Raw genomic sequence first — 24,396 nt, 5'->3', positions numbered from 1 at the left:
ACAAATAATCTGAAAAAAGCCATTCTAAATGAACGGCTTTTTTCTTTAATTAAAATTGATTCGCGTCAGCCAATTTCCACATACGATAATAAAAATTCTCATCATCATCTAAATTACCTTGCAGTAATTCATTTTCTTTAAGGAAGAAATGAATTTGTGCATAATTTTTGATTTCACGATCATTCATGCGTTGAGCAAGATGGTGGGCTTTAATATCAGAAGGGTGATTTAAGCCTGCTGCTGCAATCATTTCAGACAAAGCATGTAACGTATTTTTGTGAAAGCTAAACACACGTTCGGCTTTACTCGGGACATCAATCGCTTTTTGTCGGTCTTTATCTTGAGTAGCAACGCCAACAGGGCATTGGTTGGTATGACAACTTTGAGCTTGAATACATCCAACAGCGAACATAAATCCACGCGCAGAGTTCACCCAATCAGCGCCGAGTGCAAAGGTGCTAGCAATATCGAAGGCGCTAATGATTTTACCACTTGCACCGATTTTGACCTGACTGCGTAGACCAGCTCCAACTAAAGTGTTGTGCACAAAACGTAGCCCTTCTCTTAATGGAGTACCAATATAGTCACTAAATTCAATAGGTGCTGCACCCGTACCGCCTTCAGACCCATCCACAACAATAAAGTCAGGAATGATTTTTGTTTCTAGCATCGCTTTTACGATACTCATGAACTGCCAAGGTTGACCGATGCATAGTTTGAAACCAACTGGTTTACCACCAGAAAGCTCTCTTAGCTTTTGAATAAAATGCATCATTTCGATTGGGGTATTAAAGCTTGGGTGCTTAGATGGAGAAATACAGTCATGGTCACGAGAAACACCACGAATTTGAGCAATTTCTTCGGTAATTTTATGTTTAGGTAAAATGCCACCATGACCAGGTTTAGCACCTTGAGAAAGCTTAAGCTCAATCATTTTAATTTGAGGTTGTTTCGCCTGTGCCGCAAATTTTTCAGGATCAAATAGTCCTTCTGGTGTACGGCAGCCAAAGTATCCACTCGCAATTTGCCAAACGATATCGCCACCGTTTTCTAGATGATAGGGACTCAGACTTCCTTCACCTGTATCGTGGTAGAAATGTCCCAGTTTTGCACCTTTGTTCAAAGCGCGAACTGCATTGGCGCTCAAACTTCCAAAACTCATCGCTGAAATATTCAGAATAGAAGCACTATAAGGCTGGCTACATTGCAAATTGCCAATTTGAACTCGGAAGCTTGTTGGATCAGCAGGTGGGCAAGGGGCAATTGAGTGAACAATAAACCGATAATTTGGCTCATACACATCTATGATTGATCCAAAAGGTTTATCCGCATTTTCATTTTTTGCACGTTGATAAACGAGACTACGTTGCATACGTGAAAATGGTAATGCATCTTGATCTGCCTCAATAAAATATTGGCGAATTTCAGGGCGTACATCTTCAAAGAAAAAACGGAAATGTCCCAAGATTGGATAGTTTTTTAAGATGGAGTGTTTCTTTTGCAGTAAATCATGAAGACCAACAAGACTCAGTAGGCTAGTCACTAACCATAGCCCATTTAATAACGTGTCTGAGATGAAATAATAAATGGTCTGTGGCGTATAAATTGTTTTAAACCAAGTAATTGTTAAAGCAATAAAAATACATAGGAACCAAACGGAATGTCTTGAAAAAAAGGTATTAAGTAATTTATGTCGTATAGCTTGTGCTGGACTAGCCATTGGCAAGGGATTCCTAAATTAAGTAATGGGTTCACGATGCCAAGAACGATGTATAACTACAAGTAATGAATTGTTAGATATGAGAATTATTCTCCATTTAAAAGTTTATCATTTGTTATATTCCGACCAATGTCGAGTTTAGGTTTAGTCTTATTTCTCTTCTAATATCAGCTTTACTTGAAGCATATGCAGATATGTAAGTGACTTCTAAAAGATTATAAAATTACATATAACATAATTTAATTATGTATTGCATAAATTAAATCTTTCTTGTAGCATGAATGTCATGGTTGAGAGCCAAAGCAAAAAACTGTATTTTTCACGTTTGCTTTGGTGAGCTCATGGAAGGAAAAGGCAGTACATGGATGCTTTTACATATTTATAAAAACACCTGTTACCTTTCCTAACAACGTGCACAAGCGTTAATCATGCTAGATGGTTTATGATGACTATAGTGATTGACATTGTGTTCAGCTTAAAACGGATGAATTTATCTAATATAAGATAAGGGAAACTAGATGGACATTTTAGATAACCCATTAGAACTATGTGGCTTTGCTTTTATTGAGTTTGTTTCGACGGAAAATGGATTAGATCAGATCTTTGAAACAATCGGTTTTACAAAAGTTGCAAAGCATAAATCTAAAAAAGTTTATTTATGGCGCCAAGGTAATATCAATATTATCTTGAACTATCAGCCAGAATCTTATGCTTCATTCTTCTACAAGGAACATGGTCCTTCGGCATGCGCAATGGGTTTTAGAACTCGTGATGCTGCGAAAGCATTCAAAAATGCAATCGAATTGGGCGCAGAGCCTATGTATTCACAAGCAGGGCCGATGGAGTTAAATATCCCTGCGATTAAAGGGATTGGTGGTATGCCAATTTTCCTTGTAGATCGTGATATTTATGAAAATGATTTTATTTTCTTTGACGATGTTGAAAAAAATCCGCGTGGCGCGGGTTTAAATGAAATCGACCATTTAACACATAATGTTTATAAAGGTCGTATGGATTACTGGGCTAATTTCTACGAGAAAATCTTTAATTTCCAAGAAATTCGTTACTTTGACATCAAAGGTGAATATACAGGTTTAACGTCAAAAGCATTGACTGCACCAGACGGTATGATTCGTATTCCTCTCAATGAGGACTCTGATAAGGGCAATGGTCAGATTGCTGAATTCCTTGCTGATTTTAATGGTGAAGGCATCCAACATATCGCATTCATTACAGATGATTTAGTTTCAACGTGGGATAAGTTAAAAGGCTTAGGTCTTAAATTTATGACACCACCTCCAGAAACCTATTATGAAATGTTAAATGAGCGTTTACCTGAACATGGTGAGCCGACGGATGAGTTGAAGAAACGCGGCATTCTCTTGGATGGTAATACCAAAGAGGGCGAGAAAAAGCTGTTGTTACAGATATTCTCTGAAAATATGCTTGGGCCTGTATTCTTTGAATTTATTCAACGTAAAGATGATGATGGTTTTGGTGAAGGTAACTTCAAAGCGTTATTTGAATCAATTGAACGTGATCAAATCCGCCGTGGTGTGCTAGAAGCTAAGTAAGCAAATATCAAATCAAAAAAGCCAAGATCAATATCTTGGCTTTTTTATTGAATAAGAAAAATAATTAACGTGTTTTGATATATTGATTAATTGCGGCTACTTCGCGCTTAAATAGTTCTAGCTTTTCACTACCATCATGAACAGGTAGGAACATTTCACTATCTAGTGCAACGATACAAAATTCCATTGCTTGATGTGCATTAAAGATCGGTAGACCAACAGCATTGATCCCAACCAATAAATCACCTTTTGCAACAGCCATGCCTTGTTGCAGGATATTCTCTTTTAAAGGTAAAAACTCACCCCAGCTCGAAGGCTTAATTTGATAATGATTTTGAGCTGCTTTTTCCCATTCCGCTAACATTAAAGGTTGAATGACTGCTTCAGGTAAATAAGAGGCAAAGACACGACCAGCGGCAGAATTCACCAAAGGCATGATTGAACCGACTTTGGTTACAATCGAAATAGGATGGTTAGATTCAATAGATTGAACGACTAAAGGGCCCTTAGGAGACCACTTGCTAATTTGAATACCACAACCAATCTTACTTTGCAGATCATAAATCAGATGCTGTACAAGCTGTAAAACATCCGTGTGTTGAATACAATTTAAGCCTAAACGCCAAGCTTGATCTCCAAGCGCATACTGGCCTGCATCGAGTTGCTTTGCGTAATTCATGCGGATAAGACTCACTAAATAGCGATGCACTTTGGCTGGATGCATATCTAATTTACTAGATAAGTCTTTTAAAATAATCGGTTTATTATGCTCTAAAAGCGCATTAAGTACAGATAAACCGACCTCGAGTGATTGAACGCCACCAGATAATTTTTCTTCAATCATTCACTAACCCTTAATCCGCATTTATCCAGTTGTATTTGTTTCAAGTAGATATTCAATGTTACACATGATGCCTGAGCATGTTTCAAAATAGAAATCATCTTTTTGAATGATGCAAATAGGCGAATTCTATAAGTATATAACGACTCAAAAATGAGTTTTTACTTTTGTTCATATAGCAGCAGAATACAACAAAAGTTTGCTTATTGATCATTCTTGAGCGATAAAAAATCGGCATTGAAGACAATCTGCTCCAATGCCGATGCGCTGAAAGTGATTAAGCAGCAATTCGGTTTCGAATCTGAATATCCGTTGCTGCTGGAATGTCATAAAAACTCAAGCGGCAATGATGTATTCATCTTTGCCAATACGATGCTGCGATGTTTTGACTATACTCCTAATTCTTCTTCATGAAGGAAATGAGTATGGTGAGGCGCACGTTTAGTACGGCTCCATTCATCTAACATCTCGAGTTTCATTTCTTCGGTAATACGTGCAATTTTCGCATCTGCGTGAACATCATTATAAGTGAGTTCTAGACGATGACCGTTTGGATCGAAGAAATAAATAGAGTGGAAAATACCGTGATTGGTTACGCCTAATACTTTCACACCATTTTCTTCTAAGTGTTTTTTTGCACGTAACAAAGCGTCTTGGTCTTCAACTTCAAAAGCAATATGTTGTACCCATTGCGGTGTATTCTCATCACGACCCATTTCAGGTTGCGTTGGCAGTTCAAAAAATGCCAGTACATTGCCTTGTCCTGCATCTAAGAATAAATGCATATAAGGATCAAAGGCTTTGGTTGAAGGAACGTGGTCTTCTGCAAATGCCAAGATGAAATCCATATTGAGCATTTTTTTGTACCACTCAACCGTTTCTTTGGCATCTTTACAGCGGTACGCGACGTGGTGAATTTTTTTAATTGCAAAGCTCATCATAAAACTCCTTTTTCTTTATTCCCAATCTGGTTGTTGTTCTGGTGCGGCATGTAAAAATGCTGGGATGGTAAGACAGTGTTGATAAATTGATTCAATCTTGGGAAATGGGCTCAAATCTACTTTGAAGCGTTTTGCGTTGTAGACTTGGGGAATCAAGCAACAGTCAGCAATTGTGGCTGAATTTCCGAAACAGAATTGACCATTTGAACGCTGCAATTGCACTTCAAGACTTTTAAAGCCTTCTAAAATCCAATGTTGATACCATTCGCTTTTTTGTTCGTTGGTTAAGCTCAGTTCATCTTGTAAGTATTTCAGCACTCTTAAATTGTTGAGTGGATGAATATCGCAAGCGATTGCTTGAGCAAAGGCACGAATTTTGGCACGCTCAATCAAATTTTTAGGCAATAAGGCTGTTGCTGGATAGCGTTCTTCCAAATATTCCAAAATGCTTAGAGATTGCAGCAAACTTTGCTCTTCATCAATCAGGGTTGGAACCAGCTGGCTTGGATTCAATACGCTATATTCAGCTTGCTGCTGTTCATTTTTAACCAAATGAACTGCTTGAGTCGCATAATCGAGACCTTTGAGATTCAAAGCGATCCGTACTCGATAAGCTGCGGAGCTACGAAAGTAACTATACAGTTTCATAGCTTGCTTCCTCTTTTTCAGTAAAGCGAAAGCTTTTTGCAGCTAAGACCTTATTTGAAACTTCGCCGAAGCCAACACGAATACCATTTTTTTCACAATAACCTTTCATGATGACGCGGTCGCCGTCTTCCAAAAAGCCACGCTTTTCACCATTTGAAAGGGTTAATGGTTTGGTCGTATTCCACGTAAGCTCAAGTAAGCTGCCGTATGAGTTTTCAGTTGGACCTGAAATCGTACCCGATCCCATAAGATCACCAACTTGAACATTACAACCTGCAATGGTGTGGTGAGTAAGTTGTTGAGCCATCGACCAATACATATATTTGAAGTTGGTTTCGCAGATCACATCAGTTTGTTGCGATTTAGGGCTTTGTACTTCTACGCTGAGATGAATGTCATAGCTATTCGCAACGTTTTCTTCTAAGTAGCACAGTGGTTTTGGTTCTTGAGTTGGGCCTTTTACTTTAAATGGTTCAAGAGCTTCCATCGTAACAACCCAAGGCGAAATAGCGCTCGCAAAAGTTTTTGCATTGAAAGGGCCAAGAGGCACATATTCCCATTGTTGAATATCACGAGCTGACCAGTCATTGAGTAAAACCATACCGAAGATATGATCCCATGCATCTTCAATGGCAATTGGCTGACCCAGTTCAGTTGCTTTACCGACCACAAAAGCTGTTTCTAATTCAAAATCCAGCTTGCGTGTTGCAGAGAAAATTGGACGATCTTCATTTGGTAGTTTGATTTGTCCAGATGGGCGGATAATATCTTTACCGCTGACGATCACTGAGCTTGCACGACCATTATATCCGACAGGAAGTTCGCTCCAGTTTGGTAAAAGCGCATTCTTTGGATCTCTAAACATCGTACCTACATTCGTCGCATGTTCTTTAGACGAATAGAAATCGGTATAGCCAGGCACTTGTAGAGGTAAGTGTAAAGTTACCGTATTTTGCTTAAAAAAAGCTTGTTGGCGTAATTCCGTATTATCACGAAGCGTTGGATTGTCCGCTGAAAGTAGACTTTGTAATGTTTGACGTACTTTTTGCCAGTTTGCTTTACCTGAATCGATAAATTTATTGAGTGTTGGCTGATCGAAATAGCGAATAGTTTCATCGAGTTGTAGTAAACCATGCGTTTCTAAAGCAGCAAGGTCAAGGACTAAATCACCAATTGCAACACCAACACGTTTGTTACCGTCAGGTGTTTCACTAAAAATACCATATGGCAAATTATGCATTGTGAAATCTGATAGAGCTTGAATCTCAACAAAAGAGCTTAAATTCTGTGACATGATTTACTTTCCTTGTCTTTAATTCTATCTGGACGAAGCCATAAATTTTACTTTTCCCTCATCATCTTATTGAAAAATATGTAGATACTCTCAGTTGAGTAACAATATTTTCCTGTGATTAAGAAGAAGGATTAACCGTTATGAGTTCTATCATACTTAAATTTATTAATTACGCAATACATAATTTAATTACATATTTCATAATTATTGTTATTTGTTGAATTTTCTGCTTATATGCGCGGTTATGAGAAAAGTAAATTAATTATTTTTCGATCAACTATAGGCATTTTTGATTAATTTATGATATACGTAATTTAATACAAAAAAATTACGTGACAAGGATGAGAATAATCATATGTCAAAACCAGAGCAAGGAAATCTGAAACACGGTTTGAGCAATCGACACATCCAGCTTATCGCGCTAGGTGGTGCAATTGGTACAGGACTGTTTCTTGGTATTTCACAATCAATCAAGCTTGCAGGACCTTCAGTTATTTTAGGTTATGCAATCGCAGGCTTTATTGCATTTCTAATGATGCGTCAGTTAGGAGAAATGGTTGTACAAGAACCAGTAAGTGGTTCTTTTAGTCATTTCGCATACAAATACTGGGGGTCATTTGCAGGCTTTATGTCAGGCTGGAACTACTGGGTACTCAATGTTTTAGTGTGTATGGCCGAATTAAGTGCAATTGGGCTTTATATACAATATTGGTGGCCAGAAATCCCGACATGGGCTTCAGCTTTAGCCTTCTTTATTTTGATTAACGGTATCAATTTATTACACGTCAAATTCTTTGGCGAAATGGAATTTTGGTTCTCTATTGTTAAAATTCTTGCAATTTTGGCGATGATTGCCTTCGGTTCATATTTACTTGCGACAGGAACAGCAGGACCTCAAGCAGGCATCAGCAATCTTTGGGCACTCGGTGGATTCTTTCCATTTGGTGTAGAAGGTTTAGTCATGGCAATGGCTGTGATCATTTTTGCTTTTGGTGGTATCGAACTATTTGGTATTACGGCTGCCGAAGCACGTGATCCTGACAAAACCTTACCTAAAGCTGTAAATCAAATTATTTATCGTATTTTGATTTTCTATATTGCGACATTGTTTGTTTTATTTGCACTTTTCCCATGGAATCAAATGGCAGAGGGCGGTAGTCCATTCGTGATGGTCTTTGCTTCATTAGACAGCCAAGGTGTTGCGACGCTTTTGAACTTTGTAATATTAACTGCTGCTGTATCGGTTTATAACGGCACAAGTTATTGCAGCAGTCGTATGTTATTAGGTTTGGCTGAGCAAGGTAATGCACCTAAGTTTCTAAAGAAAATTAATAAGCGCGGTATTCCAACCAACGCCGTATATGTATCTGCTTTTGTGACGGTGCTTTGTGTACTGTTGAATTATGCGTTCCCTGATAAAGCCTTTGGCTTGCTAATGATGTTGGTGGTTGCAGCGATTGTAATTAACTGGATTGTTATTTCGTGGACACACTTGAAGTTCCGTAAGGCGATGTTAGCAGAAGGGCAAACGACTAAGTTTCCGAGTATTGCTTATCCATTTAGTAACTACCTTTGCATCGTATTCATGTTGTGTATTCTTGTAGTGATGTCATTGACTGCGGATATGCGTATTGCGGTGATGATGATTCCAGCTTGGATTCTGTGCTTAATGTTTGCTTATTACATGAAGCAACGTAAGTTGAAAAATGCACAACCAAGCGTTGCATATAATGCTGATGTATAAGCTTTAGATTTTCACTCTAAATTTTGGATAGGACTGAGTTTATCCTCAGTCCTATTTTCTTTTTATCTTTTGTTATAAAAGAACGGTGGAAGTGATGACCGTTCAAAAAAGGACATTGTTAATGTTTCAACATATCCCACCTTATGCAGGCGATCCAATCCTCTCTTTAATGGAACAGTTTAATGCTGATTCTCGCGCTGAAAAGGTTAACTTGAGTATTGGTTTGTACTACAACGAAGACAGTATCGTTCCTCAGCTTAATACCATTATCGAAGCGCAAAAACGTATTGCACCTAAAAATGATAAAACCAAACATTATCTCCCAATGGAAGGCTTTAAACCTTACCGTGATGCGATTCAAGCATTATTGTTTGGTACAAACAGCCCAGCAATTCAACAAGGTCGTGTTGCTACCATTCAAACGCTTGGTGGTTCAGGTGCATTAAAAGTCGGTGCAGATTTCTTAAAAACTTATTTCCCAAATTCAGAAGTTTGGGTGAGTCAGCCAACTTGGGATAACCATGTTGCGATCTTCAACGGCGCTGGCATCAAGAGCAACTTCTATCCATATTTTGATGCTAAAACACGTGGTGTTGATTTTGACGGTATGTTGTCGACATTAAAAACTTTGCCAGAGCAAAGCATCGTGTTGTTACATCCTTGCTGCCACAACCCAACAGGTGCGGATCTAAGTCCAGCACAGTGGGATCAAGTGATTGCAGTATTAAAAGAGCGTAATCTGATTCCATTCCTCGACATTGCTTATCAAGGATTTGGCGATGGTATGGAACAAGATGCTTATGCGATTCGTGCTTTAGACCAAGCGGGCTTGAACTTTATTGTCAGCAACTCTTTCTCTAAAATCTTCTCAGTGTATGGTGAGCGTGTTGGTGGTTTAACTTTCGTTTGTGATGATGCTGAAGCCGCACAATGCACATTTGGTCAGTTGAAAGCAACGGTGCGTCGTATCTACTCTAGCCCACCAACAACAGGTGCTTGGTTGGTAGATCAAGTGTTAAATGACGCTGATCTCAACCAACAATGGCAAGGTGAGGTCAAAGAGATGCGTGAGCGTATTATTAAAATGCGTAGCATCCTCAAAGATGAGTTGACTAAAGCCTTACCTGATCGTGACTTTAGCTATCTTGTGAATCAAAAAGGGATGTTTAGCTATACAGGTTTAACGGCTGAACAAGTGGACACGCTTCGTGAAGAATATGCGATCTACTTAGTTCGCAGTGGCCGTATTTGTGTGGCTGGTTTAAACATGAACAATGTTTATAAAGTTGCCAAAGCAATGGCTGAAGTATTGGCGAAGTCAGCTTGATACCATCAAGAAAATAGAGCCGAGAGGCTCTATTTTTTTATAAAAATACAGAAAAAGTATTGATCATTCTCTATCTAGAGTTAAGAACTCAATGTTTAAATAAGATAGAATTATAAAAATATTTCATCTCTTTTCAGCTTGGCATTAAGCCACCAAAGGGTTTCTTAAATTGTTGCAATCATTGAATATTAAAACCCGACTCGGTGGTTTTTACTTCTTCTACTATTCAATTGTTGGCACGTTCATGCCTTATTGGAATCTTTATCTACAAGATCAAGGTTTTAATTATCAGGAAATCGGTATTTTATCTTCGATTGCAATCATTACTCGTTTTTTTGCGCCATTTATTTGGGGGTGGGTTGCAGATAAATCAGGTAAAAGGATGCTTTTGGTTCGAGTTGCAACTTGGATGGAAGCTTGCATTTGGTTTGCGATTTTTATTATTCCAAATAGTTTTCAATCCGTGGCTTTGCTGATGCTGATTTTTAGCTTTTTTCAAAATGCAATTTTGGCACAATTTGAAGGGGTCACTTTATTTTGGTTAGGCGAAAAGAGAGCTGAGCTGTATGGAAAGATACGTAAATGGGGATCTGTGGGTTTTATCGTAGGTGTGTTTGCGATAGGAGCATTGTTAGAAGTTATTCCGATTTCTATGTTACCGATTTTACTGTTATCCGTTTCATTTTTAGCCTTTTTATGGTCTTTTAGCATTAAAGAGCCAGAACATGCACCAAGCTCACAAAGAAAATTAGAACCGTTATTGCCGATTTTAAAAAAGCCGATGATTGCGGCATTTTTCACAATTGAATTTATTTTGCTTTTTTCACAAGCACCATTTTACAGTTTTTATAGTAATTTTCTGAAAGAAATTGGGTTTAGTACTACACAGATCGGCTCATTATGGGCGACAGGCGTTATTGCTGAAATTGTCATGTTTGCGATCGCTCAAAAAGTCTTTTTTACGAGATTCTCATGGCGATCACTGGTCATCATTTGTTTGCTATTTACGAGCTTGCGTTGGTTTTTAGTGGGAATGCTTGGAGCTAATTTTATAGGACAACTTCTTGCACAATGTTTACATGCATTTAGTTTTGGCTTATTCCATTTGATTGCAATGAAAGTTATTTTCCAAAACTTTTCAGCAGAACAGCAGGGACGTGGTCAAGCACTCTATAGCACGATGTGGGGATTAGGCGTCGCATCAGGTAGTTTGTTAGCGGGACATTATTGGCAGATTTTTTCAGGCTCGACGATATTTCTCTGTGCGAGTATCGTCGTGCTATTGGGCTTGATGTTGGTAATTTGGCTGCCGAATCAAGTTGAAACAACAGCCTAATGATCATTTAGATTTTTATCTTTTGATATTCTGGCATCCAAGGTTGTGCCTGTTCAAGCTGAGCAGCAAGTTGCAGTAAACGATCTTCGCGACCAAAAGGTGCAATGAATTGACTTCCTAAAGGTAAGCCATTTTTATTCCAATAGAGTGGGACAGACATAGCAGGTAAACCAGTTACATTGGCAAGTTGCGTAAATGGAACCCAACTTAAATTATCTCTCACCATTTGCTCAACTAGCTTTCCTTGAGCTAAATAATGTGCTTTTCCAACTTTTAAAAGACCTTTTAAAATTGGCTTTTGCCAAGCAGGGGTTGCGACCTCTCCATTTTTCGGGGCAACCGAAGCGGTGGTTGGTGTTAAATATAAATCATATTGTTCAAAGAAAAGATTCATTTGAGTACTGTAGTGTCCCCAATTATTCAAAGTATGAATATATTCAGTGGCAGTGGTTTTAGCCCCAAAAGCAGCCAAAGCCACAGAGTCAAGTTCAAAATCATGATCCGTTGCGCCTGACATTTGCTTAATTTGCGCTTGCATATAAGAGAATTGACTAAACCAAGTTGTGACGAAATCTTTTGCTAATGCCATTCCATCAATTTGTGGGCGATCCTCAACCACAATATGTTCCAATGATTCCAAAAGCTTTGCTGTTTGATGAACGGCTTGAATCGCATCCTTAGATACTTTAGTACCAATCGGTGATGCAGTATTAAATGCAATTCTTAATTTTTTAGGTGTTTGTTGAATGACATCTAAATATTTCTGGGTTGGTGCTTCAATTTTAAATAGCGAAGTTTGTTCTGGACCTTGTACTGCATCTAACATAGCCGCACTGTCTCGAACCGTTTTACTCAAGACGTGCTGCATTGCAGCACCATGCATCGCTTCACTATATTGTGGCCCCCAAGGCGTACGTCCTCGGCTCGGTTTCAAACCGAATAAACCACAATAAGATGCTGGAATACGAATTGAACCGCCACCATCACCAGCGCCTGCAATTGGAACTAAACCGCCAGCAACAGCCGATGCTGAACCGCCAGAAGAGCCACCACTATTATGTTTTAAATTCCAAGGGTTATGACAAGTACCCCAAGCATCAGGTTCAGTAATGCCTTTGATCCCAAACTCAGGCGTATTGGTACGGCCGAATGTAATAATACCTGTTTCTTCCCAACGATTGACAATTTCAGCATTAAAATCAGGCGTATAGTTTATATTTTTGAGTGCTTGGCTTCCGTACGAGGTTGGAATACCTTGATATTCTTGAAATAAGTCTTTGACCAGAAAGGGAACACCAGCAAACATACCTGATTTAGGTTGATGAGCACGATGTTTTGCTTGCTCGTACATTGGAATAATGACTGCATTAAGCTTTGGGTTAACCAGAGCTGTACGTTCTAATGCGATTTCCAATAACTCAGAAGGATGAACTTGTTTTTGTTTGATCAACTGAGCTAAACCTAAACCGTCGTATTGGATGTATTCAGAAAATTTCATAGCCTTTATCCCTTCAGCTAAATTTTTATAAAGTACAAAGAAATAATTTTAATCATCAAGAATACCTTAAAAAAATTAGATCACAATCAAATAAATCGTCCGACAAAAATATTGTGTTTATATGGTTATGATTAAGTGTTTTTCTTAAAAAATATGCTAAGTTAAGGCCATGGAACGTTTTAGAAGACGACTTAATTAAATCTATGAAAAATATTTATATTATTGGATTATTATGTGCTTGCTCGACATGGACGATGGCAGAGACAGTGACAAATACAGCAACAGCGCAACAAGCAGCTAAGGCAAATGCAATTCGCGTCATTACTCGACCTGAAATTATGGGGCTGTGGGGAATGGAAATCGCAAATAATAAAAAATGTGTAGAGTACTATAACTTTCGTGGTATGAGCGATGTCGTTATCAAGAGTGGTAAAGAATGGACTTATGGTCTTTATGATTATCAACCTTCTGACGATCATAAAGAGCGATTACCAGCTCTGATTTTACAGATCAAATATGACAACAATGAAGTTGATTGTTCAGGTCAACAGCAAGATCAGACTGGTGAAGTTTCACAATATTTCGTGAAATGGGAAAATGAGCATACGATTGATTTCTGCGCTAATGAAAAAGGCGACAAGTGCTTTGCAACGCTACGCCGAGTTTTACCATAAGATTTTCTAGATATAAAAAAGCCTCTTAAAATTAAGAGGCTTTTTTATTTATGCTTTCTCAGCTTGTGGTTCGAGCTGTTTGAGCAAATGTTTTTCTAGATAGTGAATATCCATTGCTTGTTCACAAAAGTTTTTATCTTTTAAGATTAAGTCTTTGTGTAATGGAATATTGGTTTTAATACCTGTCAAAATCATTTCATCTAAAGCTTGACGCATACGAGATAAAGATGTTTCACGATCTTTACCATATGAAATCAATTTAGCAATCATCGAATCGTAGTATGGTGGAATGCTATAACCCTGATAAATATGAGAGTCTAAACGTATGCCAGCACCGCCCGGAGCATAGAAGCTCTCGATTTTACCGGGTGAAGGTAAGAACGTCGTTGGGTCTTCTGCATTAATACGGCATTCAATCGCATGACCTTTAACTTCGATTTGATCTTGTTCAAGTTCTAAACCTAAACCAGCAGCAATACGAAGTTGCTGTTCAATAATATCAACACCTGTCACCATTTCAGTAACTGGATGCTCAACCTGAACACGCGTGTTCATTTCAATGAAGAAGAATTCACCTTCTTCAAATAAAAATTCAAACGTACCAGCACCACGATATTGCATCAATTTACAAGCATTTACACATGCTTCTAAAATATCTGCACGTGCTTGTTCTGGTAGGTTTGGTGCAGGCGCTTCTTCTAACACTTTTTGATGACGACGTTGTAAAGAACAGTCTCGATCATATAAATGAATCGCGTGACCATTACCATCACCTAATACCTGTACTTCGACATGGCGAGGCTTCTGTAAGAAGCGTTCCATATACACGGTATCATCACCGAACCACATTTCAGCATCGCGTTGAGCAGCTTGAACTGACTCGAGAAGTGTGTCGACACGTTCAACAATACGCATACCACGACCGCCACCACCAGCGGCAGCTTTAACGATTAATGGGAAGCCAATTTCTTTAGCTTCAGCAAGCGCATTATTGATCGTTACGGCATGGTCACATCCAGGTACTGTCGGTACGCCTGCCTTTTTCATCGCAATAATCGCTGATACTTTATTGCCCATAAGGCGAATATGTTCAGGACGTGGACCAATGAAAATAAAACCTGAATTTTCTACAATTTCAGCAAATTCAGCATTTTCAGATAAGAAACCATAACCCGGGTGGATGGCATCAGCACCTGTAATTTCTGCAGCAGTAATAATTGCAGGAATATTTAAATAGCTTTCGCTACTTGCACCCGGCCCGATACATACTGCTTCATCAACAAAGCGTAAATGCATCAAGTCTTTATCGGCATCAGAATAAATACCAACAGTTTTAATGCCAAGAGTTTTGCAAGCCCGCGTAATGCGTAAAGCGATTTCACCACGGTTTGCAATTAATACTTTTTGCAACATAGAAATCCCCAAACTGATTAAGCACGGTAGCGGAAAAGTGGCTGACCAAATTGAATGACTTCGCCATTTTTCACTAGAATTTCTTCAATTACGCCACTTTGAGTTGCTTCAATTGGGTTCATGATCTTCATTGCTTCGATGATACCAAGCGTTTCACCCGCTGAAACAGTTTGACCTACATTTACAAACGGTGCTTCACCAGGGCTTGGAGCTGCGTAGAACACACCAACCATTGGTGAGGTTTCTACTGCGCCACGTGGTGTTTTTGCAGCAGGTGCAGCAGGCGCTGTAGCTGTAGGAGCAGCAGCAACTGGAGCAGCATAAACTGGTGTTGGACGAGTTAATGAGATGGATTGATCACCTTCCTTAACTTCAATCGCCTGTAAGTCAGATTCAATCATCAAGTCGATGAGTTTCTTGATTTTACGGATATCCATGAGTGAGCATTCCTGCAAATGTATAAATTAGTTAGAAGATTGAATTTTTTCGATAGCGTAATCGAGTGCAAAGGAGTAACCCTTAGCACCTAAGCCACAAATCACGCCGATGGCTTTATCTGATAAATACGAGTGATGACGAAATGCCTCACGTGCGTGAACATTTGACAAATGAACTTCAATAAATGGAATCGCAACGCCGAGAAGGGCATCACGTACAGCAACTGAGGTATGTGTTAGCGCAGCAGGGTTGATAATAATAAATTTTACCCCATCGTTTTGCGCTTGATGAATGCGATCTACAATCGCACCTTCCCAATTGCTTTGAAAAGTATCTAGGGTTAAAGATGCATTTTGAGCTTGAGCAGTGAGTTGTTGGTTAATATCATCTAAAGTGAGATAACCATATACCTCTGGTTCGCGCTTTCCTAGCAAGTTCAAATTCGGTCCGTGAATCACCAAAATGGTTGAGCTCATTCAGCCTGCTCCAATTCTAAATCTGCAAAGGTTTTTTGCAAGATGTCTGCAAAGTTTGCTTATTATGGCACAAAATTCTGCATTTTTTTTATAATTTGTTTTAATCAGTGAAGAAATTTGCATACCAAGCATGGTGCATATAATGAAAACTTTGCAAGGAATTGGCAATGTTAAAAAATGACAAATTTTTAGATATTTTGCTTTTTGAATATTTTAAACTGAAATCCCTTATTTCGTAGAGGTGATTTGTGTAACTCGGAAGTCAAAAAAAATGAATCGCTATTTTTAGTGATGATTAGGCCTACTCACTGGTGGACCAAATTATTCATTTTGTAAAAACAATGGAATAGGTAATTAGTCGAATAATTTAAGCATAAATAACTGTTTTTTATGTTTTTAGTTGATGGTTCTTGTTTGCGAGTGAACATTAGTTTTGCACGAGTCATTCTGTTATTTGCGTTCGAATACATGAAATATCCTTATAGTCTTTATGGTTTATACAAGGCTTTGTCACTAATCATTATCGATTAAGGTCGTTGTTTGCTCTTTATTCAATTTGCTGTGCTTAGCGATTGGCAAAAAAGCATGAATTGTGTCATTTCGGGTGGCGATTAATGACATAAAATTGTCTGAAAAAGTTAAGTTTAATCATTTAAAATCATTATTACTCAGGACTTGTTGATGATGAATGCACGTCATTCTTGATTTTTGAGCTGTCTTTTACAAAGACAGCTTTTTTTATTTTGTCATTGAAAGTGCAGCAGTGTAAGTATCTAGCAAAAGACAACTAGATGCTTGAATTTCATAGGATGCTGCTCGGTCATTTGAACTGTTCCACTTTTGCATTTGTTGAAAAAGCCATTCGAAATCATTGGTTTTAGGCTCAGCCGTATTTTGCACAAAATTCCGAATGATATTTTGGATGGTATAAAACTTTTCAACATGTACATCAGCTGAGCAATTGAATTGTATGACATCGAACTCAGTCAAAAGCTCCCAAACAGGACTGAAATCCTCTAAGACTTGAAGTTCTCGTTGAGCTTTCAAAATGGCGCTGCTTAATGCAATGAGTGTATTTGGATTCTGCGCAGCCCATTCTTGAGTCACAGCAAGTACTTTATCAGCGACATTTGGCGCAACTTGTTGACTTGAACAAACGATATGGCTGAGACCTTGTAACTCAGCTTGAGTATTCCAAGGTTCTCCTACACAAAAGCCATCAATTAAATGATTACTCAGTGCTTCAACCATATACGGAGGTGGTAAGGTTTTCACTTTGATCGTATGGGCAAGCTTTGTATCAGCGAGAGCTAACCATTCTCTCAAACAATAATGATGGATCGAATGTTTGAATACATGCGCTAAAGACACTGGATTTTGCTGTTTGATATAACCAACCAATTTGTTTGCAGTAACTTGTGCAGAGTCTTGCTTTTGTATGTCGAGTTCAAAACATAGTTTTTGACTTAAGCTAATAAATGCACGGTTTTCACTTAAAACCAAAGGTGTCTGTAAAGGGATGCCAATTTGATCTGCACCGATTGCAGCAGCAGGTAACATTGCGGATAAACAATGTGCAGCATCTAATAAGCCAAAGGCAAGACGGTCACGGAGACTTGCCCATGATGCTTCTTTGACTAATGTGACCTCTAGCCCAACTTCTTGGAAAAAGCCTCGATGTTTTGCCCACAATAACGCGGCACAATCAAGCAAAGGAATATAACCAAGTTGCAATTCGGTTTTTTCTAAGTTTCCTAATTCAACTGAATGGCTCATCTATTCATCCTTTATTTGATTATTTAACAATTCTTGGGCATCAAGCAGGCGACGTGCCATTTCACCAATCGTCATACGATGACTCATTGCATTTTTTCGTAGTAACTGGAATGCAGTGTCTTCAGTCAATCCATGCAATTGCATGAGTAGAACTTTGGCTTTTTCAACATCTTTACGATCTGCAAGTTTAGTTTTTGCATCTCTGAGATCACATTCGAGTTTCTTGTGCTTTTTAAATTGTTCAATAGAAATATCCAAAATGGTATGTAAGCGACTTGGGTCGATACCATCAACAATATAGGCTGTGATCCCCGCATCGACAGCTTGTTTGATGGTGTCTTTATCTGTGTTTTTGGTGAAGAGAACAGTAGGTAAGTCAAAGTTACTCACACAGCTTTCAATGACATCACGATGTGGGTGATCCATATCAAGCAGAATTACGTCTGCTTGAAGATGTTCTAATTTAAAAATATTCAGGTGATCGAGTGTAAAGCAAGCAACTACATCAAAGTCATGTTGAATTAAACTGGTCTTAATGTATTCCGCTCGAGCCTGATCATCGTCAATGAGTGCGATTTTGAGTTTCGGCATAAGTATAAAGGTCAATCTATAGATATGAGCACATGAATGTGCCGTAAGCATTGTTTTTGAAGCAATATTAGTGCCATAAAGAAATTCTTATTCGGTGCAATTCCTTTATAGACTTGTTGTTTATGCGCTTTATTGTATCGCTGCTTTTGTGATGATGAAATGAAAATCGATGTTGGAATCCTTAAAAGATGGATTTTGTATCTTTATGGTGCAAAAAAAGAGTTTTTTTGAAGCATAGATGAGGATGCAATAAAACAGGTCATTATTTATAGTGCATGATGTTAAAGCATATTTTAGGATTTATAGAAACCATGATATAGTATTAAAATATAATAAAAACAATAATTTAATTTTTTAATTAAAAACCAATCATGAGTTGGCATAATACTTGCTTATTTAATCTCAGTCAAAGACGACTTTTTAAAATTGTAAGACGGCCAACGATGTCCGATCTGATCGGTTTGTTAACACAGCTTGATGTGTCAACAAAGCAGTATACGTTCAGTATGGGAGATGGCAATGTCTTTAGATTTATCGGCGAAAAAAGCCACATCAATTAAGCTCTTTAGCTTTTCCGCACCAGCGATGCGAGCGTTTCACCTCAGTTGGCTTGCATTCTTTGTTTGTTTCTTTGCTTGGTTTGCTTGCGCACCGTTGATGCCAGTCATTGCAGGTGAATTTCATTTAACCAAAGATCAAATCGCGAATATCAATATTGCAGCAGTTGCGATCACGATTCTTGTTCGTTTGATTGTTGGACCGCTGTGTGACAAATATGGCCCACGTAAAACGTATACCGCTTTATTACTGATTGGCAGTATTCCTGTCTTTGGTGTTGCAGCAGCGAATAGCTACGAGTCGTTCTTATTCTTCCGTTTACTCATCGGCGCAATTGGCGCGAGCTTCGTAATTACTCAATATCATACCAGTGTCATGTTTGCCCCAAATGTTGTGGGCACTGCAAATGCTGCGTCAGCAGGTTGGGGTAATGCGGGTGGTGGTGCGACACAAGCGATTATGCCGCTATTGCTTTCTGCATTGGTGATGTTTGGTGTTGAGCAAGCGATGGGTTGGAGAATTGCACTGCTTGTACCGGGTGTGATGATGCTGATTGTCGGTGTACTTTACTGGAAATTTACTCAAGACTGCCCTCAAGGTGATTACAAAGAGCTTCGTGCCCAAGGTGTGGTGGTGGGTAGCGACAAAAAAGGCGGTCTTGCAATTTTGATGCATGCAGCACGTAACTACCGTGTATGGATTCTTTTCTTCTCTTATGCAGCATGCTTCGGTATAGAAATTTTTATTCATAACATTATTGCGATGTACTACGTAGATCATTTCAGTTTTGGTTTAAAAGAAGCAGGTCTAGCGGCGGGTATCTTTGGTTTACTTGCACTATTTGCTCGCGCGCTTGGCGGTATCTTTTCAGATAGAGTCGCACTTAAAAAAGGTTTGGATGGACGTACTAAAGTTCTATTCCTTCTCATTTTAGGCGAAGGCTTATTCCTCATGCTGTTCTCTCATATGAATAGCGCAGCACTTGCAATCTTGAGCATGACCGTATTTGCACTGTTTACCCATATGGCATGTGGTGCAACCTATGCATTGGTTCCTTTTATTGATCGTGAAGCACTTGGTGGTGTAGCAGGCATTATCGGTGCAGGTGGAAACGTGGGTGCAGTTGCAGCAGGTTTCTTATTGAAAGGAATGCTCGATATTCAAACTTGTTTAATGGTTTTAGGTGGCTTGGTGGTGGTAGCAGCGAGTTCTGTCATGCTGATCCGATTTTCGGTAGAGCATAAAGAAAAAGAACAACGCTTATTCGAACAAGCAGTGTTGGAACGTGGTACAGAACAAAACAGCGCAGCTTAACCCAGATTAGATTTTAGGAGAAACACAATGAAATTAGTGATGATTGGTCACGGTATGGTGGGGCATAAATTCATCGAAGCCATCTTAGAAAAAGCTGATGATGAATTAGAAATCACAATTCTCGCTGAAGAACCACGTATCGCATACGATCGTGTACATTTAACTGAATACTTCTCTGGTAAATCAGCAAAAGATTTGTCACTTGCTCGTTTCGATTTCGCGGATGCACATGGCATTGATTTAAGACTAAATACAAAAGCGATTGCCATTGATACAGCAGATCAAACGATCACTACCAGCATGGGTGATGTGATTAGTTACGATAAGTTGGTTTTAGCAACAGGCTCTTATGCTTTCGTTCCTCCAATTGATGGTAATGATCGCGAAAACTGTTTTGTATATCGTACCATTGAAGATTTAGACGCAATTCGCGAAGCGAGTTTGAATGCTAAAACAGGTGTGGTAATCGGTGGTGGTTTGCTCGGTCTAGAAGCAGCAAAAGCATTACGTGATTTAAACTTAGAAACACATGTGGTTGAGTTTGCACCGCGTTTAATGGCTGTCCAAATCGATGATCTAGGTGGTAAAGTTTTACGCCGAAAAATCGAAAATCTAGGTGTTAAAGTTCACACTCAAAAAGCGACTTCATCGATTGAGGCAGGTAGTGAAGCAACGCATGTGATGAAGTTTGCTGATGGCAGTGAACTTGAAACTGATGTGATTTTATTCTCAGCAGGTATTCGTCCACGTGATGAGTTGGCACGTTCTAGCGGCTTAGCAATTGGTGAGCGCGGTGGTATTAAAATCAATGATTATTGCCAAACTTCAAATGACAACGTGTATGCCATTGGTGAATGTGCGCTTTGGGATAATAAAATTTATGGTTTAGTTGCGCCGGGTTATGACATGGCCCGTATCGCAGCAAAACATATCCTTGCCGAAGAAACACATAGCTTCGCGGGTGCCGATATGAGCACTAAATTGAAGTTAATGGGCGTAGATGTAGCTTCGGTTGGTGATGCGCACGGTATGACACCAAACTCATTAAGCTATTTCTTTGCTGATGAAGATGCATTGGTTTATAAGAAAATTGTTGTTGATGCTGATAAGACGAAACTGTTAGGTGCTGTACTGGTTGGTGATGCGAAAGAATATAACGACCTTTTGCAAATGATGTTGAATGGTTTGGCACTGCCTGAAACACCTGAAAGCTTGATCATGCCAGGCTTTGCTGATTCTGGTGCGAAAGCAGGCGGTAGTGGCGTTGATTTACTTCCAGACAGTGCAACGATTTGCTCATGTAATAACGTATCTAAAGCGGATATTTGCCAAGCGATTTGTGATGGTTCAACTTCACTCGGTGCTTTAAAGAAATGTACTAAAGCTGCAACAGCATGTGGTGGTTGTGCGCCGTTGGTGACACAAGTTTTAAAATCTGAGTTACAACGTCAAGGTGTAACCGTTAATAACCATGTGTGTGAGCATTTCCCATATTCACGTCAAGAGATTTATCACTTAGTACGTGTCAATGAAATCAAAACATTTGATGATTTGATTCAACAACATGGTCATGGTCTAGGTTGTGATATTTGTAAGCCAATGACTGCCAATATTTTAGCATCATGCTGGAATGACTTTGTATTAGAACCAAGCCACGCGGGCCTACAAGACAGTAACGACTACTACTTGGGGAATATTCAAAAAGATGGTTCTTATTCAGTTGTTCCGCGTATGGCGGGTGGTGAAGTCACACCAGATGGCTTGATTGCTGTTGGGCAAATTGCCAAAAAATATAACTTATACACCAAAATTACAGGTGGTCAACGTGTCGATTTATTCGGTGCGCAACTACATGAATTACCATTTATTTGGGAAGAGTTAAATGCCGCTGGCTTTGAGTCTGGTCATGCTTACGGTAAATCATTACGTACGGTGAAATCATGTGTCGGTAGTACGTGGTGTCGTTATGGTGTGGATGATTCTGTTGGTTTAGCGATTGAATTAGAAAATCGTTATAAGGGCTTACGTTCACCTCATAAATTGAAAATGGCGGTGTCAGGCTGTACACGTGAGTGTGCTGAAGCACAAGGTAAAGATGTTGGTGTGATTGCAACTGAAAAAGGTTGGAATTTATATGTCTGCGGTAATGGTGGTATGAAACCGCGTCATGCAGAGCTTTTGGCTTCTGACTTGGATACTCAAACTTTGATTCGCTATATCGACCGTTTCTTTATGTTCTACATTCAAACCGCAGATCGTTTACAACGTACCAGCGTATGGCGTGACAATATGGAAGGTGGCTTAGATTATCTCAAAGCGGTGATTGTTGAAGATTCTCTAGGACTTGCTGAAGAACTTGAAAATCGTATGTCTCACGTGATTGGAACATATCAAGATGAATGGCGTACTGCCGTTGAAAATCCTGAGATCCGTAAACGTTTCCAAACTTATATCAATGCAAGTGCAGAACAACAAGCCGATCCATACATTCAATTTACAGAAGTACGTGATCAAATTCGTCCATTAAATGAAGCTGAACGTTCAGTTGATCGTATCCCAATGGTTGAAGCATAAGGAGAATCAAAATGACCAATTTAAAAGATATGAATATGCTTCCAAATGATCAGTGGGTAGATGTATGCCATTTGAGCGATATTACACCGAATACAGGTGTCGGTGCTTTGATTGAAGGGCAATCCGTTGCTTTATTCCGTGTTGGAAATGAAAACCGTATCTACGCATTGAGTAATAAAGATCCATTCAGCCAAGCGAATGTTATGGCTCGCGGTATTATTGGTGATCTACAGGGTGAGCGCGTGATTGCGTCACCGATTTATAAACAGCATTTCAGTCTAGCAACTGGGCGTTGTTTGGAAGATAAAGATCAAAAACTTTTAGTGTTCCCGACCAAAATTGAAAATGGTCGTGTGTGGGTCAACCCGACACCACAAAAGACTTACATCACCAATAATGGAACATCACAAGATAAATTAAAACTGGTGTTGATTGGCAATGGTTTAGCAGGTATGCGCTGTCTTGAAGACTTGTTAGATATGGCACCTGATCGTTATGAAGTGACCGTGATTGGTGAAGAACCATGGGGTAATTACAATCGAATCATGTTGTCACCAGTGCTTTCAGGTGAAAAAACCATTGATGACATTATGTTGCATCCACATGCATGGTATAGCGATAAAGGAATCAAATTTATTGCGGATGATCCTGCGGTGAAAATTGACCGTACCCGTAAGATTGTACATACAGAGAAAGGTGAAAGTGTTGATTATGATCGCTTGATTATTGCAACAGGTTCATCACCATTTATTCCTCCAGTCCAAGGCGTGGATTTAAAAGGTGTGATTAGCTTCCGTGATATTTACGATGTCAATACCATGATCGAGTATAGCCAAAGCAAGAAAAATGCAGTGGTGATTGGTGGAGGTTTACTTGGTCTCGAAGCAGCGTATGGTTTGGTACAACGTGGTATGAACGTGACTGTATTGCATCTGATGGATCGCATTATGGAACGTCAGCTTGATAGCCGTGCGAGTGGCATGTTACGTCATAGCATTGAGCAAAAAGGCATTAAAATCATGACTGAAGCGAATACTGAAGCTTTGATCGGTAAAGATGGTCATGTCAGCCAAGTGCGTTTGAAAGACGGTACGGTACTAGACGCTGATTTAGTGGTGTTTGCGGTGGGTATTCGTCCAAATATTGCATTAGCACAAAGTGCAGGCTTACGCTGTAACCGTGGTATTTTAGTCAATGACACCATGCAAACTTTTGACCCAAGTATCTACGCGGTTGGTGAATGTATTGAACACCGTAATCAAACTTTTGGTTTGGTTGAACCATTGTGGGGACAAGCATTTATCTGCGCAACACATCTTGCAGAGCATGGCAGCTTGACGTTCAAGTCTCCAACCGTACCGACACAGTTAAAAGTCAGTGGTGTGGATGTGTTCTCGGCAGGAAATTTTGAGCCGAAAGAAGATTATGAAGACATCATTTTGAACGATGAAAAACGTCAAATTTACAAACGAATTATCATTCAGAAAGATCATGTGATCGGTGCGGTGCTATTTGGTGATACAGAAGATGGTATGTGGTATGCCGATCTGATTGCTGATCAAACACCGATTTCAGGTTTTAGAAATAAATTGTTGTTTGGTAAAGATTTTGCAATGAAAAAAGCAGGTTAGTCATCTTTGGTTTAGGGGAGTCATCCCC

Annotated in this window: 19 protein-coding genes; 8 read left to right on the top strand and 11 right to left on the bottom strand. The window is 39.2% G+C overall.

Annotated features, from left to right (window positions below):
- Positions 1-49: 49 nt before the first annotated feature.
- Complete coding sequence (locus tag IO68_RS27060) at positions 50-1,720, bottom strand: FMN-binding glutamate synthase family protein (protein WP_023013596.1); 1,671 nt, start codon at positions 1,718-1,720, stop codon at positions 50-52.
- A gap of 518 nt (positions 1,721-2,238) precedes the next feature.
- On the opposite strand from IO68_RS27060, the gene hppD reads away from it, so the two are divergent.
- Positions 2,239-3,294 carry a 4-hydroxyphenylpyruvate dioxygenase gene (gene hppD / locus IO68_RS27055; protein ID WP_004879259.1) on the top strand — a complete coding sequence of 352 codons (1,056 nt, stop codon included), beginning with the start codon at positions 2,239-2,241 and terminating at the stop codon, positions 3,292-3,294.
- A 64-nt stretch (positions 3,295-3,358) separates the two neighbouring features.
- Here hppD and IO68_RS27050 read toward each other — a convergent pair whose 3' ends face one another.
- From IO68_RS27050 to fahA, 4 genes are all read right to left on the bottom strand, one after another.
- A complete protein-coding gene (locus IO68_RS27050) occupies positions 3,359-4,138 on the bottom strand; it encodes an IclR family transcriptional regulator (RefSeq protein WP_023013595.1) in 780 nt (259 codons plus the stop codon).
- Between the two features lie 386 nt (positions 4,139-4,524).
- Positions 4,525-5,073, bottom strand: a complete 549-nt coding sequence (locus tag IO68_RS27045; RefSeq protein ID WP_007482310.1) for a VOC family protein — start codon at positions 5,071-5,073, stop codon at positions 4,525-4,527.
- Positions 5,074-5,091: 18 nt separating this feature from the next.
- Positions 5,092-5,724: a maleylacetoacetate isomerase gene (gene maiA / locus IO68_RS27040; protein ID WP_023013594.1), complete on the bottom strand. Its 633-nt coding sequence runs from the start codon at positions 5,722-5,724 to the stop codon at positions 5,092-5,094.
- Positions 5,711-7,018: a fumarylacetoacetase gene (gene fahA, locus IO68_RS27035; protein ID WP_023013593.1), complete on the bottom strand. Its 1,308-nt coding sequence runs from the start codon at positions 7,016-7,018 to the stop codon at positions 5,711-5,713. Before fahA ends, maiA begins: the two co-directional genes overlap by 14 nt.
- Positions 7,019-7,373: 355 nt before the next feature.
- Between fahA and IO68_RS27030 the strand changes: the two genes are divergently transcribed.
- From IO68_RS27030 to IO68_RS27020, 3 genes are all read left to right on the top strand, one after another.
- Positions 7,374-8,762 carry an amino acid permease gene (locus IO68_RS27030; protein WP_007482305.1) on the top strand — a complete coding sequence of 463 codons (1,389 nt, stop codon included), beginning with the start codon at positions 7,374-7,376 and terminating at the stop codon, positions 8,760-8,762.
- 121 nt (positions 8,763-8,883) lie between these two features.
- Positions 8,884-10,089 carry an aromatic amino acid transaminase gene (locus tag IO68_RS27025; protein WP_023013592.1) on the top strand — a complete coding sequence of 402 codons (1,206 nt, stop codon included), beginning with the start codon at positions 8,884-8,886 and terminating at the stop codon, positions 10,087-10,089.
- Between the two features lie 169 nt (positions 10,090-10,258).
- Positions 10,259-11,425 carry an MFS transporter gene (locus IO68_RS27020; RefSeq protein WP_201768447.1) on the top strand — a complete coding sequence of 389 codons (1,167 nt, stop codon included), beginning with the start codon at positions 10,259-10,261 and terminating at the stop codon, positions 11,423-11,425.
- A gap of 7 nt (positions 11,426-11,432) precedes the next feature.
- Here IO68_RS27020 and IO68_RS27015 read toward each other — a convergent pair whose 3' ends face one another.
- A complete protein-coding gene (locus IO68_RS27015) occupies positions 11,433-12,923 on the bottom strand; it encodes an amidase (RefSeq protein ID WP_023013590.1) in 1,491 nt (496 codons plus the stop codon).
- Positions 12,924-13,126: 203 nt separating this feature from the next.
- Between IO68_RS27015 and IO68_RS27010 the strand changes: the two genes are divergently transcribed.
- On the top strand, positions 13,127-13,597 hold the full coding sequence (locus tag IO68_RS27010) for a hypothetical protein (RefSeq protein ID WP_004879275.1): 471 nt from the start codon (positions 13,127-13,129) through the stop codon (positions 13,595-13,597).
- Positions 13,598-13,645: 48 nt separating this feature from the next.
- Here the strand turns inward: IO68_RS27010 and accC are convergent, their stop codons facing one another.
- From accC to IO68_RS26985, 5 genes are all read right to left on the bottom strand, one after another.
- Positions 13,646-15,010 carry an acetyl-CoA carboxylase biotin carboxylase subunit gene (gene accC / locus IO68_RS27005; protein WP_004879277.1) on the bottom strand — a complete coding sequence of 455 codons (1,365 nt, stop codon included), beginning with the start codon at positions 15,008-15,010 and terminating at the stop codon, positions 13,646-13,648.
- Positions 15,011-15,027: 17 nt separating this feature from the next.
- Entirely contained in the window at positions 15,028-15,447 is a 420-nt protein-coding gene (gene accB, locus IO68_RS27000) for an acetyl-CoA carboxylase biotin carboxyl carrier protein (protein ID WP_004879279.1), read from the bottom strand.
- Positions 15,448-15,474: 27 nt separating this feature from the next.
- Entirely contained in the window at positions 15,475-15,924 is a 450-nt protein-coding gene (aroQ, locus tag IO68_RS26995; RefSeq protein ID WP_004879281.1) for a type II 3-dehydroquinate dehydratase, read from the bottom strand.
- 738 nt (positions 15,925-16,662) lie between these two features.
- A complete protein-coding gene (locus tag IO68_RS26990; protein WP_023013589.1) occupies positions 16,663-17,700 on the bottom strand; it encodes an ABC transporter substrate-binding protein in 1,038 nt (345 codons plus the stop codon).
- Positions 17,701-18,291 carry an ANTAR domain-containing response regulator gene (locus tag IO68_RS26985; RefSeq protein ID WP_004879286.1) on the bottom strand — a complete coding sequence of 197 codons (591 nt, stop codon included), beginning with the start codon at positions 18,289-18,291 and terminating at the stop codon, positions 17,701-17,703. It abuts the gene before it with no gap.
- 519 nt (positions 18,292-18,810) lie between these two features.
- Between IO68_RS26985 and IO68_RS26980 the strand changes: the two genes are divergently transcribed.
- The 3 genes from IO68_RS26980 to nirD are packed head-to-tail and all read left to right on the top strand — an operon-like array spanning position 18,811 to position 24,368.
- A complete protein-coding gene (locus IO68_RS26980; RefSeq protein ID WP_023013588.1) occupies positions 18,811-20,163 on the top strand; it encodes an MFS transporter in 1,353 nt (450 codons plus the stop codon).
- Between the two features lie 27 nt (positions 20,164-20,190).
- Positions 20,191-22,737 (top strand): nitrite reductase large subunit NirB, encoded by a 2,547-nt coding sequence (gene nirB, locus IO68_RS26975; protein ID WP_007482290.1) that lies wholly within the window; start codon positions 20,191-20,193, stop codon positions 22,735-22,737.
- Between the two features lie 11 nt (positions 22,738-22,748).
- Positions 22,749-24,368, top strand: coding sequence for a nitrite reductase small subunit NirD (nirD, locus tag IO68_RS26970; RefSeq protein WP_019384359.1), 1,620 nt, complete (start codon positions 22,749-22,751; stop codon positions 24,366-24,368).
- Positions 24,369-24,396 lie beyond the last annotated feature (28 nt).

It is taken from the genome of Acinetobacter sp. COS3 (assembly GCF_000475335.1).
In the GTDB taxonomy this organism is placed as follows: Bacteria; Pseudomonadota; Gammaproteobacteria; order Pseudomonadales; family Moraxellaceae; genus Acinetobacter; species Acinetobacter venetianus.
Note: the sequence above shows the minus strand (reverse complement) of the source record. Positions and strands in the feature narration are given on the sequence as shown.

Coding starts and splice junctions, on each gene's coding strand:
- IO68_RS27025 (WP_023013592.1), top strand. CDS start 8,884: ATGTTTCAACATATCCCACCTTATGCAGGCGATCCAATCCTCTCTTTA.
- nirB (WP_007482290.1), top strand. CDS start 20,191: ATGAAATTAGTGATGATTGGTCACGGTATGGTGGGGCATAAATTCATC.
- hppD (WP_004879259.1), top strand. CDS start 2,239: ATGGACATTTTAGATAACCCATTAGAACTATGTGGCTTTGCTTTTATT.
- IO68_RS27015 (WP_023013590.1), bottom strand. CDS start 12,923: ATGAAATTTTCTGAATACATCCAATACGACGGTTTAGGTTTAGCTCAG.
- aroQ (WP_004879281.1), bottom strand. CDS start 15,924: ATGAGCTCAACCATTTTGGTGATTCACGGACCGAATTTGAACTTGCTA.
- IO68_RS26985 (WP_004879286.1), bottom strand. CDS start 18,291: ATGCCGAAACTCAAAATCGCACTCATTGACGATGATCAGGCTCGAGCG.
- IO68_RS27050 (WP_023013595.1), bottom strand. CDS start 4,138: ATGATTGAAGAAAAATTATCTGGTGGCGTTCAATCACTCGAGGTCGGT.
- maiA (WP_023013594.1), bottom strand. CDS start 5,724: ATGAAACTGTATAGTTACTTTCGTAGCTCCGCAGCTTATCGAGTACGG.
- IO68_RS27045 (WP_007482310.1), bottom strand. CDS start 5,073: ATGAGCTTTGCAATTAAAAAAATTCACCACGTCGCGTACCGCTGTAAA.
- fahA (WP_023013593.1), bottom strand. CDS start 7,018: ATGTCACAGAATTTAAGCTCTTTTGTTGAGATTCAAGCTCTATCAGAT.
- IO68_RS27030 (WP_007482305.1), top strand. CDS start 7,374: ATGTCAAAACCAGAGCAAGGAAATCTGAAACACGGTTTGAGCAATCGA.
- accC (WP_004879277.1), bottom strand. CDS start 15,010: ATGTTGCAAAAAGTATTAATTGCAAACCGTGGTGAAATCGCTTTACGC.
- IO68_RS27060 (WP_023013596.1), bottom strand. CDS start 1,720: ATGGCTAGTCCAGCACAAGCTATACGACATAAATTACTTAATACCTTT.
- IO68_RS26990 (WP_023013589.1), bottom strand. CDS start 17,700: ATGAGCCATTCAGTTGAATTAGGAAACTTAGAAAAAACCGAATTGCAA.
- IO68_RS27010 (WP_004879275.1), top strand. CDS start 13,127: ATGAAAAATATTTATATTATTGGATTATTATGTGCTTGCTCGACATGG.
- accB (WP_004879279.1), bottom strand. CDS start 15,447: ATGGATATCCGTAAAATCAAGAAACTCATCGACTTGATGATTGAATCT.
- IO68_RS26980 (WP_023013588.1), top strand. CDS start 18,811: ATGTCTTTAGATTTATCGGCGAAAAAAGCCACATCAATTAAGCTCTTT.
- nirD (WP_019384359.1), top strand. CDS start 22,749: ATGACCAATTTAAAAGATATGAATATGCTTCCAAATGATCAGTGGGTA.